We start from the raw sequence: 17637 nt of genomic DNA, 5'->3' as shown, positions 1-17637 counted from the left end.
TTTGAGGAGGTAAATCATGAAATATTGCGTGCTTTATTTACCAACAGAAAATGTTAATCTAGTGAAAGATATGGGTATGATTCCTTATAAGCTTTATAAATTATATAATTATGATGCTTATGTTATAAGCTATAAAAATGGTGATTATCCATACTTACAAGAAGAAGTTAAGGGCTTAAAGATGGATTATGTGGAAAAAAAATATAACAATCAAAGCTTAGATGGGATGAGGTACTTGAGAAAAAATGCTAGGAATATAGATATTTTACAGTTGTTCTCAGTTACACTAAGTTCAGTATTTCACACATTTACATATAAGTTTTTTAATCCACAAGGTAAAGTTTATCTAAAGTTAGATTGTACTCATCAGTTGGTAAAAAAAATACTAGAATTGAAGGGCATAAAGCTTTTTTTATTTAATAAGTTTTTAGATAAAGTTGATTTAATTAGTGCAGAGCAAGAAGAAATCTATCATGAACTAAAAAAAATTGGATTGTTTCATTCTAAAAAGCTTATTAATATAGCCAATGGAGTAGATTATGATTATTTAAAGAATAATAAAATAACGTATTGTTTTGAAGAAAAGGAAAATATAATCCTTAATGTAGCGCGAATTGGCACTGAACAGAAGAACACGGAAATGCTCTTAGAAGCATTTAAAAACATAAAAGACATTGCAAAAAGTGGATGGAAACTTGTTTTGGTAGGTCCTATTGAAGAAAAATTTCAAGCTTATATACAAAATTTTTATAAAGATAACTCACACTTAAAAGATATTGTAATCTTTAAGGGAAATATTAGTGATAGAAAAAAATTGTATGAAGAATACAAGAAAGCAAAGATTTTCTGTTTGAGCTCTAGACCAAGATTTGAAAGCTTCGGGATAGTTTATATAGAAGCAGCAGCATTAGGGGATATTATTGTTTCAACTGACGTAGGAATTGCGAAAGAACTTGTAAGTGGTGAAAATGGTGCAATTGTACAAGTTGAAGATACAAAGGCTCTAACAATAAAATTAGAGGAATTTATTAATAATAATAATTTAAAGGAATATTCAAAACAAACTTATGAATTGTGTAGGAATAAGTTTGATTGGGAAAAATTGGTTGTTAGGTTGAATGAATCTATTAAAACTTTATATTCATAAATAGAAATTATAGATAGGATGAATGATATAAAGACATTATTATCAAAAGGATTGTTATTATCTAACATTATACATGGAGGTATGAATTTATGTTAAATAAAAAGGTTACAGAGCTTAAGCAAAATTTAATTGAGGATACTCAAAAAATCCTTAAGGTTAAGAGTGTACAAGAAGAGGCAAAACCGGGGATGCCCTTTGGTGAAGGCGTAAATAATGCTCTTTTAACTATGCTTAAAATTGGCGAAGCTATGGGATTTAAAACTAAAAACTTAGATGGTTATATTGGATATGTCGAATGGGGTCAAGGCGAGGAAATAGTAGCAGCACTTGGCCATTTAGATGTAGTTCCTGAGGGGGATGGTTGGTCCTATCCACCTTATGCAGCAGAAATCCACCATGGAAGAATATATGCAAGAGGTGCTTTAGATGATAAAGGACCTATTATGGCAGCCTTATATGGTATGTATGCACTTAAGGAAGCTGGTTACAAGCCAAAGAAGAGAATAAGAATAATACTTGGTACTAACGAAGAGACAGGAAGCGCTGATGTAGAGTATTATTTAAAAAATGATGAAAAACCAAGCATTGGCTTTACTCCTGATGCTGATTTTCCAATTATCTATGCAGAAAAAGGCTTAACAGTTTTTAATATAACTAAGAAATTAAATGCAAAAGATAATAGCTCAATTACTTATATGAGAGGTGGTAAAAGGGCAAATATGGTACCTGACTACTGCGAAGTAGGTATTAATACAAGTAATTCTGAAGAATTAATAAGTAAAATAGAAGCCTATGGAAAAAAGAAAAATATTGATTTTAAATATGAGGTAAAAGACGAAACAGTTATATTAAAATCAATAGGGCTTTCAGGTCATGGAAGTACCCCTGAGGTTGGTAAGAATGCAATAATGCAGGTAATACTATTCTTAAATGATGAGAATATATGCTCAGGAGAAATTCAAGAAACCTTTAAATTTTTAGCTGAAAAAATAGGCCTTGAAACTAAAGGAGAAAGCTTTGGTGTATGTCTTGAAGACGAAGTTTCCGGATTCTTAAGCTTTAATGTTGGAACCATAGACATGGACCCTGAAAACATTACTCTATCACTTAATTTAAGGTATCCAGTTACAAAAACCTTAGATGATATGATGAATCCTTTTAATGAAACTCTGAAACCCTCAGGTTTTGAAATAGATGAATTTGAACATCAAGAACCACTTTATTTCTCAAAAGATCATAAATTAATAAAAATCTTATCTAAGGTATATGAAGAGCAAACTGGAGAAAAGGCAGAACTTTTAGCTATAGGAGGAGGTACCTATGCTAAAGAAATGCCTAATATGGTAGCATTTGGACCTATATTCCCCGGGAAACCAGATCTAGATCATCAACCAAATGAATATATAGAAATTGATGATTTATTGAAAATGACTCAAATATACGCTCAAGCAATTAAAGAATTGGCTGAAAACTAATTTAAAGTAATAAATGAAATGTACTCAATGTTATAGGCACTAAAATGCTTATCACATTGAGTACATTTTTTATATAAAAATAGATCTTATAAAATAAATGCATAAAAATGCGAAAAACAGCAAAAAAATATTAACATAACAGCATAAAAGTGATATAATATTTTTGTGGATATTTTTCACTGACAATTGGAAGGAGTTATTATATGTTTGCTGAGGAACGCCGGGAGAAGATATTAACTAAAGTTAAATTAACTGGTAGAGTATTTGTAAAGGATTTAGCTGAAGAATTTGATGTTTCAATCGATACCATAAGGAGAGACCTTAAGATTATAGAAGATGAAGGACTTATTAAAAAGACTCATGGTGGTGCAATATCCGTTTCCAAGGTAAGAAGATTACCTATAGACGAGAAAATTAGATACGGTGAAGGAACCAAACATCAAAATTCAGTTGCAAAACTTGCAGCAAGCTTTATTGAGGAGGGCGACACTGTATATATTGGTGGTGCCAGCATACACTATATTTTATTAAAGTATCTTCCTTTGGATAAAGTATTTACAGTAGTTACAAATTCTTTAAAGGTGGCAGAAAAACTTAAAAGCTATGGTAACATAGAAACCTATATTGTTTGTGGTAAAATAAAACATGAAGAAGGTATTGTTGATGCCTTAGCAACTGAATTTGTAAAAAACTTAAGGATTGATGTAGCTTTTTTAACCGGTGGAGGCTTATCCTCGAAACATGGATTAAGCAGTTCTACTCCGGAAGGAGCTATTTTTCAACGAACAGTAGCAGAAGTATCAAGTAAAAAGATTTGTCTAATTAATTTTGATAAGATTGGCAATGAATTTTTTTCAAAAACATTAGATATGAAAGACTTAGACCTTATTATTACAGATTGGGAAGCTAAGGAACAAGAAATTGAAAAGATAAGGAAACTTGGAGTTAAGGTTTTAGTAGCAGAAGAAGTAAAATAATTTTATAAATAAAGGAGATTATGTATGAAAGTCAATTTTTATACCTCTCAAAGGGAATATCATGAAAAAAAGGCTGAGTTTGATAATGCTATTCAGTCAGTAATAGAGAAGGGCAGTTTTATCCTTGGTAATACAGTTAGTGATTTTGAAAAAGCTATTTCGGATTATACTGGTGCAAAATATGCAATAGGTGTTGCCTCAGGCACAGATGCTCTTGTAATAGCATCTGACATACTTGGATTTAGTAATGGAAAGGAAGTAATTACATCACCTTTTACTTTCTTAGCTTCAACTTCCTGTATTACAAAATATAACGGCAAACCAGTATTTGTAGATATTGATGAAGATACCTTTGGTATTGACGTTAATAAAATCGAAGAAAAAATAAATGATAATACTGCAGGTATTCTTCCTATACATTTGTTTGATCAAATGATAGATATGGATAAGATAATGAACCTTTCAAAAAAGTATGACCTTAAAGTTTTAGAAGATGCTGCAGAAGCTTTTGGAATGCGTTGGAAAGGTAATAGTACTGAGTATAAACATTCTGGAGCTATTGGAGACTTTGGAGTTTATTCCTTCTTCCCTACAAAGACCTTAGGTGGTTATGGTGATGGCGGAATGATAGTAACAAATGATGAAAACCTAGCAAACTTAGCAAAAAGCTATAGAGTTCATGGAGCTGCAAAGAAATATCACTATGACCATATAGGCTATAACTCAAGACTAGATTCCATTCAAGCAGCAGTTCTATCAGTAAAGCTAAAATACATAGATAATGCTATAAAGAAAAGAGAAGAAGCTGCAAATTTATATAAAGAAAGATTAAAAGATTGTGATTTTGTAAGACTTCCAAGGATAAAAGGCAATCAAAAGCAAGTTTACTACGTCTTCAATATACTCGTTGAGGATAGAGACGGTCTTGCAGAGTATTTAAAGAAAAATGAAGTAGGTTACAGCATTTATTATCCTATGCCGCTTCATATGCAAAAATGTTTTGAATATCTTGGTTATAAGAAAGGGGATTTCCCTGTAGCGGAGAGAGTATCTGAGCAAATTATTGCACTTCCTATATACCCAGAAATAACAACTGAAGAAATAGATTTTGTAACTGAGACTATAAAAAAATTCTATGCAAAATAACATATATTGAAAGGAAGGCTCATTATGCAAAATAAGGTAATACCCTTTTCACCACCTGACATAACACAAGCAGAAATCGATGCAGTAGTTGAAGTTATGAAGTCGGGCTGGATTACATCAGGTCCTAAGACAGCAAAGTTTGAAGAAAATTTAGCAAAGTATTGCAACACAAATCATGCAGTGGCAGTAAATAGTAATTCTGCTGGCATGGAATTGATATTAAAAATACTTAATATAGGTGGCAAGGATGAAATTATTACAACACCTTATACCTATGCTGCTACCTCTAATGCTATATTACATAGAGGAATAAAACCAAAATTTGTAGATGTTAAGAAGGACAGCTTTCTAATAGATGATCAAAAAATTTACGATGCTATAACTCCTAATACAAAGGCTATATTGACTGTGGATTTTGCAGGAGTTCCAGTAGATTACGATGCTGTAAGAGCAGTGCTTAAGGCAAAGAATAGAGAAGATATAGTTCTTATATCTGATTCAGCTCATTCCTTCGGAGCTAAATATAAGGGAGAAAAGGTTGGAGGCCAAATGGACTTTCATATATTTTCTTTCCATGCAGTTAAGAATCTTACAACTGCAGAAGGCGGCTGCATTACCTTTAATAATAATAATTTCTTAGGCCGTGAGAATTTATATAAGGAACTAAAATATACCTCACTACAAGGCCAAACAAAGGATGCACTATCAAAGATGAAAGCTGGAGCCTGGAAATATGATATTTTAACAGATGGATTAAAGTGTAATATGACAGATATAATGTCTGCAATAGGAATTGTGCAGCTTGAAAGATTTGATGACATGCTCGCAAAGAGAAAAAATCTTTTTGAAATATATAATAAAATACTTGGAGAAAAGGAATGGGCTATTCTTCCATTCCAAGTCGAAAGTGGAACGGAAACCTGTTATCATCTATATCCATTAAGAATTAAGGGTTTTACAGAAGAAAAGAGAGACTTACTAATTGAAAAAATGGGTGAAATAGATATAGCAACAAATGTTCATTTTATGCCACTACCTATGTTTACAGCTTACAGAAACTTAGGCTATAAAGTAGAAGATTATCCAAACGCTTATGAGCAGTACAAAAATGAAATTTCCTTACCTCTATACTCACTGCTTACACTTGAAGATGCAGAGTATGTAGCAACAAAATTAGTTGAATTTGTAGAAAAAATAAATGATTAATTGAACTAGAATAAGTCATAATCAAAATACTTGATTATGACTTATTTTTTTGCTAAAAAGAAAAAGCTAGAAAATAGCAGCTTTTATATGTGCATTATCATGCTAAAATACTAGCAGATAAAATAAATTCAGAAAATTCTAATGCTAAAATTTGAAGGTTATTTAAAAGATTTGCAGAATATTAGTAATAGTGAGAAAATTATTTTTATTGGTGGGTGAATAATATGGGGAAAGTTATTATTGATGGCAATAGTCTTACACTTGATGACATTGTAAATGTAGCCTATAAGGGCTATGAGGTTAGTTTAAGCAGTGATGCAAAGAAAAAAGTTATTGAATCTAGAAAAATTGTTGATTCCATAGTGGAAAACAGCCAGGTAGTTTACGGAATAACAACTGGCTTTGGAAAGTTTTCAGATGTAACTATAACTCATGAAGACTGTAAAACTCTTCAAAGAAATTTAATTATATCCCATGCCTGCGGCTATGGCAGTTTATTTTCTAAAGAAATAGTTAGAACAATAATGCTTTTAAGAGCCAATGCCCTTTCTAAAGGTTATTCGGGAATAAGGCTTGAAACTTTGGAAACTTTAATAGAAATGCTTAATAAAAAGGTACATCCTTCAATTCCTGAAAAAGGTTCACTTGGTGCTTCTGGGGATTTAGCACCACTTTCGCATATGGTACTACCTATGCTTGGTGAAGGTGAAGCTGAATATAATGGGGAAGTTTTATCTGGTGAAGCTGCTATGGAAAAGGCAAATATAAATTTAGTTCAGCTTACAGCCAAGGAAGGCTTGGCACTAATAAATGGTACACAGGTTATGACGGCAGTTGGAAGTATTGCGCTTATTGAAAGTATAAAATTAATAAAAACAAGTGATTTAACTGCAGCTCTTACTATAGAAGCCTTAAGAGGCATAGAAAATGCATTTTATCCACAAATTCATACTATAAGACCTCATAAGGGACAAATGGTTACAGCTGAAAATATTTTAAAGCTTGTAGAAGGAAGCAATCTAATTACAAAACAAGGAGAACTAAGAGTACAAGATGCTTATACCTTAAGATGTGTGCCTCAAGTACATGGTGCAAGCAAAGATGCATTAAATTATGTAAAGGAAAAAGTTGAAATTGAAATAAATTCAGCAACTGATAATCCTATAGTAACCACAGAAGGAGATGTAATATCCGGTGGTAATTTTCACGGACAACCAATGGCTTTATCCTTTGATTTTTTAGGTATTGCTGTTGCTGAGCTTGCTAATATATCTGAAAGAAGACTTGAAAGATTAATAAATTATCAGCTAAATGATTTGCCGCCTTTCTTAGTTAAAAAAGGTGGACTAAATTCTGGTTTTATGATTACTCAGTATGCGGCAGCTTCCTTGGTTTCTGAAAATAAGGTTTTGGCACATCCAGCTTCTGTGGATTCTATACCTTCTTCAGCAAATCAAGAAGACCATGTGAGTATGGGCACAATTGCAGCTAGAAAATGTTTAACAATTGCTCAAAATGTTAAAAGAGTATTAGCTACTGAACTTATGGCAGCTTGTCAAGCTATAGATTTTAGAGAAGATTTTAAACTTGGGGCTGGAACAAGTGAGGCCTATAAAAAGGTTAGAGAAGATATAGCCTTTATAGAAGAAGACAAGGTTATGTACAAAGAATTAGATAAATGCACTGAACTTATTAATAATGGATTATTATTAGAAGCAGTTGAAAAAGTAGTTAATATAGAATTTTAGAATATGGGAGGGATTTATATGAAAAGAACAATTACCGCACCTAGAGGAACTGAATTAAGCTGCAAAGGATGGCAGCAAGAAGCTATACTTAGAATGTTAATGAATAATTTAGATCCTGCAAATGCAGAAGATCCAGATAATCTTATAGTATATGGAGGAACAGGAAGAGCAGCTAGAAGCTGGGAATGCTTTGATGCTTTAGTTAATACCATAAAAGAACTAGAGGACGATGAAACAATGCTTGTTCAATCTGGAAAGCCTGTTGGAGTATTTAAGTCTCATAAAGATGCTCCAAGGGCAATTATAGCTAATTCAAATTTAGTACCACATTGGGCTAACTGGGAGTATTTCAGAGAACTTGAAAGACAAGGGCTTACTATGTATGGTCAAATGACAGCAGGAAGCTGGATATATATAGGATCTCAAGGCATATTACAAGGTACCTATGAAACTTTAGCAGCAATAGCACATAAAAAATATAGTGACAGCTTAAAGGGTACTATAACTTTAACTGGCGGGCTAGGGGGAATGAGTGGCGCTCAACCTCTCGCAGTAACCATGAATGAAGGAGTTGCAATCTGTGTTGAAGTAGATAAAAATAGAATTCAAAGAAGATTAGATACAAGATATGTAGATGTTATGACTGATAGTGTAGAGGAAGCTGTTAAAATGGCTTTAGAGGCAAAAGAGAAGGGAAAGGCATTATCTATAGCCCTTCTTGGCAATTGCAGCGATGTATATCCTAAGCTTCTTGAAATGAATTTTCAGCCTGATATAGTTACAGATCAAACTTCTGCACATGACACCTTAGGTGGATATGTTCCAGGAGGTATGAGCTATGAAGATGCACTGAAACTTAGAAAGGATAATCCAGAGGAATATATAACTAAAGCAAGAAAAAGTATAGCTATCCACGTTAAGTGTATGCTTGAGTTTAAAAATAAAGGTGCTGAGGTTTTTGATTACGGTAATAATATAAGACAGGTTGCGCTAGAAGAAGGAGTAAAGAATGCCTTTGATTTTCCAGGCTTCGTACCAGCTTATATAAGGCCACTATTCTGCGAAGGTAAGGGCCCTTTTAGGTGGGCAGCCCTATCAGGAGATCCTGAAGATATTTATGCAACTGACAGAAAAGTACTTGAGCTTTTCCCTGAAGATAAACATTTAGCTAGATGGATTAATATGGCTCAGGAAAGAATCGAATTCCAAGGACTTCCTTCAAGAATATGCTGGCTTGGATATGGTGAGAGGGCTAAATTTGGCTTAGCTATTAATGAAATGGTAAGAAAGGGAGAACTTAAAGCTCCAGTTGTAATTGGAAGAGATCATTTAGACTGTGGATCTGTAGCATCTCCAAATAGAGAAACTGAAGGAATGAAGGACGGCTCAGATGCTATTTCTGACTGGGCACTATTAAACTTTGCAATTAATGCAATAGGCGGCGCTACCTGGGTATCCTTCCATCATGGCGGAGGCGTTGGTATAGGCTTTTCTCAACATGCTGGGCAAGTTATAGTTGCTGATGGTAGTAAAGAAGCTGAAGAGAGAATAAGAAGAGTATTAACCACGGATCCTGGAATGGGTGTATTAAGACATGCAGATGCAGGCTACCAAGAGGCAATAAATTTTGCATATGAACATAAGGATATAAAAATACCAATGCTTAAAAAATAAATAAAGATATCCAGCTTCAAAGCTTAAGTCTCTGTATTAAGTAGTATTAATTATGAAGCTGGATTTCTATTATTGAAAGGATGGCAAACATGAGTAAAATTGTTGAGTGTATTCCTAATTTTAGCGAAGGAAGAAATAAAGAAGTTATTGAAAAAATTGTAGATACCTTAAGAGGAAAAGAGGGGGTTAAGCTTTTAGACTATTCCTCAGATAGCGACCACAATAGAACGGTAGTTACTGTAATAGGAGAACCAATAGCCCTTCAAAATGCTATAATAGACATGGCTTCAAGAGTTTATGAATTTATAGATATGACTAAACATGAGGGTGGTCATCCTAGAATGGGATCATTAGACGTAGTTCCCTTTGTACCTGTAAGTGAAGTAACTATGGAAGAATGCATTGCTATTGCAAATAAAGTTGGAGAAGAAATTGCAAATAGATTTAATATACCAGTTTATTTATATGAAGATGCTGCAAGTTCTTCAAACAGACAAAACCTAGCAAATGTAAGAAAAGGTCAATATGAAGGCTTTTTTGAAAAGATAAAAAAGGCGGAATGGAAGCCTGATTTCGGCCCAGAAGAAGTTAATGTCAAAGGGGGATGTGCTGCTGTTGGTGCAAGAGTTCCATTAGTAGCCTTTAACGTAAATTTAGCTACAGATAAAATAGAAATTGCTGATAGTATAGCAAAAATTGTAAGACATATTGGCGGTGGACTAAGATTCGTTAAGGCCATGGGAGTAAAGCTGGAGGATAGAAATATAGTTCAAGTTTCTATGAACTTGGTAAATTACGAAAAGACTGCTGTGTATAGAGCCTTTGAAATGGTTAAAATGGAAGCTAAAAGATACGGAGTATCAGTTGTTGGAAGTGAAATTATAGGTCTTGTACCTATGGCAGCATTAATAAATACAGCAGAGTATTATTTACAAGTGGAAAATTTTTCAATGGCGCAAATACTTGAAAAGAGAGTATGGGAGTAATTCTTCAATTAAAAATTAGGTGGTGATTGCTTGGCAACGATAATTAAAAATATTGATTGCTTGGTTACTTGCAAGGGAAGCTTTAAAAAAAGTAAAGAGCAGTTAAAGAATGCAGGATTAATTGAAAACGGCTATGTTGTTATTGAAGATGACCTTATTAAAGAAATAGGCAGTGGTGATGGATATTTAAACATTATTAAACCAGAAGATACCATAATAGATGGATCGGGGAAAACAGTAACTCCAGGTTTAGTTGACAGCCATACTCACGTGGTTTATGGTGGCTCAAGAGAAAAGGAGCTTCCTTTAAAGCTAAATAAAGTAAGCTATATTGAAATTCTAAATAATGGAGGCGGTATTCTAAGCACTGTTAGAAAAACAAGGGAGCTTTCCTTAGAGGAACTTACTGACGTAACTATGGGAAGGCTTAATTTAATGCTATCACACGGAACTACCACCATTGAGAGTAAATCTGGATATGGCTTAAACCTTAAGGATGAAGTAAAGATGCTAGAAGTTAATAAAGCTTTAAATGAAAGACATCCAATAGATATAGTATCTACCTATTTAGGTGCTCATGCAGTTCCTGAGGAATTTAAAGCAAATAGGGAGGCTTATATTAAGCTGATGACTGAAGAAATTATTCCTTATGTAAGCAGTAAAAGATTAGCAGAGTTTATTGACTGTTTTTGTGAGGAAGGGGTATTCACAGTAGAGGAAAGCAGAGAAATATTAAAGTCAGGCTTAAAAAATGGGCTTAAGGTTAAACTTCATGCAGACGAAATCGAACCTATTGGAGGAGCAGAGCTTGCAGCGGAACTTATGGCAGCATCTGCAGAACATTTAGTAGGGGCATCTGAGAATGGCATGAAGGCAATGGCAGGCAGCGGTACAGTTGCTGTACTTCTTCCGGCTACTTCCTTTTATCTTATGCTAAATAAGTTTGCAGATGCCAGGAAAATGATAGAAATTGGGGTGCCAATTGCACTTGCAACAGATTGTAACCCAGGAACCTCACCAACTGAATCGCTCCAAACCATAATGACCTTTGCATGTTTTGGAATGAGGCTTTTACCAGAAGAAATAATAAATGCAATGACTATAAATGCTGCTTGTGCCATTGACAGAGAAAAGGAAATAGGAAGTCTTGAGGTAGGGAAAAAAGCAGATATTGTAATCTTTAATAGCAAAAGTTTAAACTATTTAATATATCATTTTGGACTCAATGCTGTACAAACAGTAATAAAAAATGGTAAAGTAGTAGTAAATGAAGGAAAAATTGTAGAAGGATGTGTTTAAAATGCTTCAAAGTTTAACAGTAAAAGGTTTTGCAGATGAACTTGCCTCTAATTCTCCTGCACCTGGCGGCGGAAGTGCAGCAGCTCTTGCAGCTTCCTTAGGCAGTGCACTTTGCTCTATGGTTTTTAATTTAACCATAGGCAAAAAGGTCTATAATGAATATGATGAAGATAAGAAGAGCTTAATAATCAGCAGTTTAGAGGAAGTTAAAGCCAATAAGGATAATTTTCTTATGCTTATGGAAAAGGATGCAGAAGAATTCTTAGTATTAATGGATGCCTTTAAGCTCCCTAAAAATACTGAAGAAGAGAAGGAATATAGACTTAAAAAAATAAATGAAGGCTATGTAAAAGCACTTGAAATACCCTTTGAGGTAGCTAAAAAGGCGTTTGATATCTATAAGTATGTTGAAATTGCTGCGGCCTATGGTAATAAAAATGCTATATCCGATGCAGGTGTAGCAGCACTTTTATTACAAACTGCCATAGAAAGTGCTGTATTAAATGTTAAAATTAACTTATCTTCAGTTAAGGATGAAAGCTATAAGGCAGAGGTATCTGAAGAATGCAATAGCCTTATAAAAGAAGGACATATAAGAAAAGAAAAAATAATGGAAGTAGTAAATTCAAAGCTATAAATTAATGCAAAAAGCTGAAATATTTAAGAATGTTACATGAGCTAATTACAGTGAACTCATGTAACATTTTTTATTTCTTAAGCTAATTGCCATTTACTATATAGGTTATTAGTACTTATGTTAATAATGCTAGAATTGCTAAGGCAGCTCATTTAAGGTTTTAAATTCAAAGCCCTTTCCTTTCCATTCCTTTAGAATAGAATCCATAATAGCCGCATTTGTTTTAGAAACAGCATGTAAAAGGAAAATGCCTCCGTTATGAGTCCTTTCCATAATTATTTTTTTTGCAGCCTCTATTGATGGCTGATTGTCTGGCAGCCAATCCTTATAGGCAAAGCTCCAAAATATAGATTTGTAACCTAGGGCTTGAGTGTAATATAATGATAATTCACTATATTTGCCCATTGGAGGTCTAAAAAACTTAGGCATTTTAGTACTGGTTACTTCCTCAAAAGCCTTTTCACAATTAGCAAATTCATTTTCAAATTTAACTTTATCCTTCATGGCACTTTGAGCCATAGAAGGGTGAGTGGTTGAGTGATTACAAACCAGATGTCCTTCAGTGGACATTCTTTTAATTAAATCTGGATTCCTCTTTATATAGTCAGTAGTAACAAAAAATGCTGCCTTTACATTATTTGCTTTCAAGGAATCAAGTATCTTTGCGGAATAACCATTTTCATAACCTTCATCAAAGGTTAAGTATATAATCTTTTTTGAAGTATCTCCAAGATAATAACCTGAATAACTTTTTAATAGTTCTAATACATCTGGTGGTTCTCCAGAAGGTGAGCCATCCTTCTTAGGCTGAAAAAACCAATTTCTCTCTGTAGTATTAAGTTTCAAATCATCAACAGTTATTTTCTTTTCAAAAAAACTATTTAAATTTTTTTTAATATGATTATTTATTGTATTCTTATCTAAATCATCAACTTGAAGATTCTCTTTAAAACTTTCTACCTTGAATGGTTTATTTTCATTAGCTTTTGAAAAAATATCTTTAATATTATTATTAAATGGGAAGATATTTAAGGATAATGGAAAAGCTAGTGATAAGCATATGGCTTTTTTTAGCATATTTACTTTTGGCTATGAAAATCGCTGTAAAACATAACCTCTCCTTTCTTTTAGTTTTTTTTCCCGATTTTTTTCTATCTTAAGTAATTTGATTATGTTATACTTTTTGTATTGCTTATAAATATTTTGGAGATATACTAATGTCTAATGATCTTATTAAAATAATTAATGATCTATTCAGCCTAATTAATGAGCCTATAAATATTATTTACAAACTTGAAGAAATTAATAATTGCAAAGAACAATTAAATATTGGTAAAATAGAAAGCTTTGGAGAATACTATTTTAGCCAGCAAGAGGATAAAAAGGAAAAAGGTTTAGTCTATACTCCAGAAGGTATAGCTAAATATATTATAGAAAGTACAATAAAAGCAGAGGATATTATTAATAATCCCTTCTTAAAGATTTTAGATCCAGCCTGTGGGTGCGGTAATATTATTATTCCTTGTTTTAAATATTTAAGGACAATTTATTTAGAAAAATTAAATGTAATTAATAGCAAAAATAATTTAACCTTAAGTGAAGCTAGTATTAATATGCATATCATTAGCAATAATTTATTTGGCTTTGATATTGATCCTTTTGCATTAAAAATACTAAAATTAGATCTGCTTACAGAAAGTGAATTTATGAGCAGCAATAATTTTAATGTAAAAGATTTTTTAGTGGATGAAATACAGGAGAATTATGATATTATAATTGGTAATCCACCTTACATAGGGCAAAAATCAATTAATAAAGACTACTCACTAAATTTGAAAAATTTGTATAATAGGATTTACAAAGACAAAGGGGATGTTTCCTATTGTTTTTTTGCAGCTGCTTTAGAAAAGCTAAAAAGTTTAGGTAAACTTACTTATATTACTTCAAGGTATTTTCTAGAATCTCCAAGTGGTGAAAACTTAAGAATATATCTTAAAGAAATTTGTTCAATAGAAAAAATTGTGGATTTTTATGGTGTTAGACCTTTTAAAAATACAGGTATTGATCCAGTTATCGTTTTTACTACTAAAGAAGGAAAAAATAATGAAGTCCAGGTAATAAAGCCCATAGTAAAAAAACAAGACTTATTTTACTCAAGTTTTCTAGAAAATAAAATCCAAAATTACAATACTTTTTACATAAAAAAAAGTGAATTAAGAAACACAAGCTGGATACTTAGAGATAATGACGAACAAAATATAATAAAAAAAATTGAAGAAAAATGTGAAATAAGTTTAGAAAATATTTGTTATAGTTATCAAGGTGTAATAACAGGCTGCGATAAAGCCTTTATAATAGAAGAGAAAAATATAAGGGAAGAAGAGCTAGAAACAGATATTATAAGACCTTGGATTAAAAGTTCATCTATAGAAAAAAATCTAGTAAAGAAAACCGGAAAGTTTATAATTTACTCAAATTCAATTCAGGAGGAAGATAAATACAAAAATTCTATTAATCACATTTTACCTTTTAAGGAAAGACTTATGAAAAGAAGAGAGTGCATGAAAGGATTACGAAGCTGGTATCAGCTTCAATGGGGGAGAACTCAAAGCATATTTGAAGGGGAGAAAATAGTTTTTCCATATAAATCAAGTAATAATAGATTTGCCCTTGACACAGGTAGTTACTTTAGTGCAGATATTTATTGTCTTGTTCTAAAAAAGAATAATGCTTACAGCTATGAATATATTCTAAAGTTATTAAATAGCAAGCTTTATGAATATTATTTCAAAGCCTATGCTAAAAAACTTGGTAAAGATTTATATGATTATTATCCAAATAATTTAATGAAACTAAAAATGCCAAACATGCAAAATATAAAGGTGGACATTGATGAGTATCTTTACTCTCTTTTTCAAATAACAAGGAAAGAGCAAAAAATTATTAATGAATATGTAAGTAATTAGTTAAAGACAATTGAAAGATATATAAATTTGAAAATAGCTATAATAAATAAAATATGTTACATAATTATAATTATGTAACATATTTTGTATTTTGGGGCCTTTATTATTAGCTTTTTATATCTTTTTCAAAAGTGCCGAATTTTACGGCATTTCCATGTTGCACTAAGGTTTTGCCCTTACATAATACATAATCCAAGGATAAATCAGGATTCATTATTAATAAATCGGCCTGTTTCTCTACAGCGATTGTTCCTAAATAATCAAGCTTTAGTATTCTAGATGGATTTTTAGTCAAGGGACATAGAGCTTTCTCAATAGGCAGATTATAAACTTGAACCATTTTTCTAAACTCTATAATATTTGTTTCAATTGAACCTACAGATATATCAGTAAGCTTTCCATTTTCATCAAAGATCGGCATGCTGCCATTACTGTCAGAACTCATTGTTATATTATCTAATGGACATCCTTTATCAAGAAGGTATTTTAAGCCATAGGAGGCATCAGAAGGTATGGGATCGGACTCAGTTCTTGTAATTCCTGAAGTTAAATCTATGTATCCACCCATTTTCAAATATTTAATAGCCTGATGTAATAGATTCATGTTTCTATTTATGTGAGTAGGCAGTATATTTTTAGCTAAAATTGGAGATTCATTTAATATTTTAATTAAAATATTAATTCCTTCTCTATCATCCCCTACATGAAGCTGTAATACTCCGCATTTATTTGATAATAAACCTGCTACTCTGCATTCAAGGGCCAGCCTTTCTATATCATTTTCCATAGGTTTGCTGCCCCTGTGATCAGAGATTGCAACTTCGCCCACACCAATAATTTTATCAATTAAAATAATGTCGTCTCTAGATGTATCAGAAATAGTTCTAGTAGGAAACTGATAGCAACCAGTCCAAGATAGTGCATTGATTCCTTCTTCCTCTAAGGCTCTTGCCTTTGCTATGAGGCTGTTTAGAGAACGCGTTGTTCCATCAGTTCCTAAAAGACCAATTACTGTAGTAACACCAGTAGTAGTTATCTGAGATAATTGAATTTCTGGAGTTCTTGTGGTGTAGCCGCCTTCACCGCCGCCGCCAGTAATATGAACATGTAAATCTATAAAACCTGGAGTAACTATTTGATTAGAGGCATCTATTACTTCAACCTCATAAAACTCCTTAGGCGGTAAAGGAATATCATCATCAATTTTAGCTATTTTGTCCTGGCAAATTAATATGTCCTTCACTCCTAGATAGTCAGGAGCATAAACAATACCTTTTTTTATTAGCTTTATCATGAATTTCACTCCCCACGCAGCTTTGCTAGATTAAAATTAATTATTAATTAAATTCTTTATATAGTTTGGTAAAACGAAAGACGCTTTATGTATATCTCCATTATAATATTTTGTTTTTACGTCAAAAATATTTTCTGAATTTGGATTTGCAGGGTCATACTTTTTAGAACCAATAGTAAAGCTCCAATATCCTCCAGGATAGGTTGGAATTGCAGCCATGAAAAGCTTTGTTATTGGAAATACTTCTTTTGCATCATTAAATACTTTTTTAACTACTTCTGGAAGATAAAATGGTGTCTCTGTCTGTGCAATAAAAATACCGTCATCAGTTAAGCATTCTGAAATTTCTTTGTAAAAGCTTCCGCCAAAAAGACCTTCTGCAGCCCCAAAGGGGTCAGTAGAATCAACAATAATAACATCAAATTTATTTTTATGTTCATGTACATACTTTATTCCATCCCCAACAAAGATCTCACATCTCGGATTTTCAAGTTCACTGCTGATTTCAGGTAAATACTTTTTACATTCTTCTATAACACATTTATCAATTTCACAAAGTACTGCTTTTTCAACAGAGGGGTGCTTCATTATTTCTCTTATAACACCACCGTCTCCACCGCCTACAACTAACACATTCTTTGGTTTAGAATGTGTAAATAAGGGAATATGAGTTATCATTTCATGATAAACAAATTCGTCTTTAATGGTTGTTTGAACGATTCCATCTAAAAGCAGCATACGGCCAAAGGCGTATGTATCCACAATAGCAAGGTCTTGAAATTCTGTTTGCTTTCTAACTAAAGTTTCTTTAATTTTATAGGTCATAGCAGCGTCTGCAATTTGTTCTTCTTTTATCCACATTTCCATGTTAAATTCCTCCTTAAATCATATAATTTGCATACTGATTATTATAGCAATGATTCTTATTTGGGGCAATAGCTTTAAAATTTCAAAGGGCATTAATACACATATAGAAAGTTACTGATCAAGTAAAATGTAAAATTACTGTATATTATAAATATAAAATGGGAATAATAAAAATGTTTATTCATGTTTTAAAAAAAAGAAGGAAAATTATGTAA

14 protein-coding genes are annotated in these 17637 nt (G+C 32.4%); 11 read left to right on the top strand and 3 right to left on the bottom strand.

The annotated features are described in order from the left end of the window. The first annotated feature begins 16 nt into the window (after positions 1 to 16). The 10 genes from ACJDUG_RS07980 to ACJDUG_RS07935 all read left to right on the top strand — a co-directional run bounded on the left by ACJDUG_RS07980 (position 17) and on the right by ACJDUG_RS07935 (position 12295). Positions 17 to 1147: a glycosyltransferase gene (locus tag ACJDUG_RS07980; protein WP_406769367.1), complete on the top strand. Its 1131-nt coding sequence runs from the start codon at positions 17 to 19 to the stop codon at positions 1145 to 1147. Between the two features lie 89 nt (positions 1148 to 1236). Beyond that, a complete protein-coding gene (pepV, locus tag ACJDUG_RS07975) occupies positions 1237 to 2622 on the top strand; it encodes a dipeptidase PepV (RefSeq protein WP_406769366.1) in 1386 nt (461 codons plus the stop codon). Positions 2623 to 2825: 203 nt separating this feature from the next. Next, the gene (locus tag ACJDUG_RS07970; RefSeq protein WP_406769365.1) at positions 2826 to 3599 is read left to right on the top strand and encodes a DeoR/GlpR family DNA-binding transcription regulator; all 774 of its coding nucleotides are present in this window, start codon (positions 2826 to 2828) and stop codon (positions 3597 to 3599) included. 24 nt (positions 3600 to 3623) lie between these two features. Next, complete coding sequence (locus ACJDUG_RS07965; RefSeq protein ID WP_406769364.1) at positions 3624 to 4745, top strand: DegT/DnrJ/EryC1/StrS family aminotransferase; 1122 nt, start codon at positions 3624 to 3626, stop codon at positions 4743 to 4745. A 24-nt stretch (positions 4746 to 4769) separates the two neighbouring features. Further along, complete coding sequence (locus ACJDUG_RS07960; protein WP_406769363.1) at positions 4770 to 5951, top strand: DegT/DnrJ/EryC1/StrS family aminotransferase; 1182 nt, start codon at positions 4770 to 4772, stop codon at positions 5949 to 5951. 224 nt (positions 5952 to 6175) lie between these two features. Next, positions 6176 to 7699: a histidine ammonia-lyase gene (gene hutH, locus ACJDUG_RS07955; protein ID WP_406769362.1), complete on the top strand. Its 1524-nt coding sequence runs from the start codon at positions 6176 to 6178 to the stop codon at positions 7697 to 7699. Between the two features lie 18 nt (positions 7700 to 7717). Then, the gene (gene hutU, locus ACJDUG_RS07950; protein ID WP_406769361.1) at positions 7718 to 9373 is read left to right on the top strand and encodes a urocanate hydratase; all 1656 of its coding nucleotides are present in this window, start codon (positions 7718 to 7720) and stop codon (positions 9371 to 9373) included. Between the two features lie 89 nt (positions 9374 to 9462). Further along, complete coding sequence (gene ftcD / locus ACJDUG_RS07945) at positions 9463 to 10359, top strand: glutamate formimidoyltransferase (protein ID WP_406769360.1); 897 nt, start codon at positions 9463 to 9465, stop codon at positions 10357 to 10359. 30 nt (positions 10360 to 10389) lie between these two features. Then, complete coding sequence (gene hutI / locus ACJDUG_RS07940; protein ID WP_406769359.1) at positions 10390 to 11658, top strand: imidazolonepropionase; 1269 nt, start codon at positions 10390 to 10392, stop codon at positions 11656 to 11658. Between the two features lies 1 nt (position 11659). Beyond that, complete coding sequence (locus ACJDUG_RS07935; RefSeq protein ID WP_406769358.1) at positions 11660 to 12295, top strand: cyclodeaminase/cyclohydrolase family protein; 636 nt, start codon at positions 11660 to 11662, stop codon at positions 12293 to 12295. Positions 12296 to 12433: 138 nt separating this feature from the next. On the opposite strand, the gene pdaA is transcribed toward ACJDUG_RS07935, so the two are convergent. Beyond that, on the bottom strand, positions 12434 to 13372 hold the full coding sequence (gene pdaA, locus ACJDUG_RS07930) for a delta-lactam-biosynthetic de-N-acetylase (RefSeq protein WP_406769357.1): 939 nt from the start codon (positions 13370 to 13372) through the stop codon (positions 12434 to 12436). Between the two features lie 140 nt (positions 13373 to 13512). On the opposite strand from pdaA, the gene ACJDUG_RS07925 reads away from it, so the two are divergent. Continuing rightward, positions 13513 to 15261 carry an Eco57I restriction-modification methylase domain-containing protein gene (locus ACJDUG_RS07925; RefSeq protein WP_406769356.1) on the top strand — a complete coding sequence of 583 codons (1749 nt, stop codon included), beginning with the start codon at positions 13513 to 13515 and terminating at the stop codon, positions 15259 to 15261. Between the two features lie 106 nt (positions 15262 to 15367). Here the strand turns inward: ACJDUG_RS07925 and iadA are convergent, their stop codons facing one another. Next, positions 15368 to 16555, bottom strand: a complete 1188-nt coding sequence (gene iadA / locus ACJDUG_RS07920; protein WP_406769355.1) for a beta-aspartyl-peptidase — start codon at positions 16553 to 16555, stop codon at positions 15368 to 15370. Between the two features lie 36 nt (positions 16556 to 16591). After that, positions 16592 to 17422: a polyamine aminopropyltransferase gene (gene speE / locus ACJDUG_RS07915; protein ID WP_406769354.1), complete on the bottom strand. Its 831-nt coding sequence runs from the start codon at positions 17420 to 17422 to the stop codon at positions 16592 to 16594. Between the last annotated feature and the right edge of the window lie 215 nt (positions 17423 to 17637).

Source organism: Candidatus Clostridium stratigraminis, from assembly GCF_045310675.1.
Taxonomy (GTDB): Bacteria; Bacillota; Clostridia; order Clostridiales; family Clostridiaceae; genus Clostridium_AT; species Clostridium_AT stratigraminis.
This window is presented reverse-complemented; position numbering and strand designations above follow the sequence as displayed.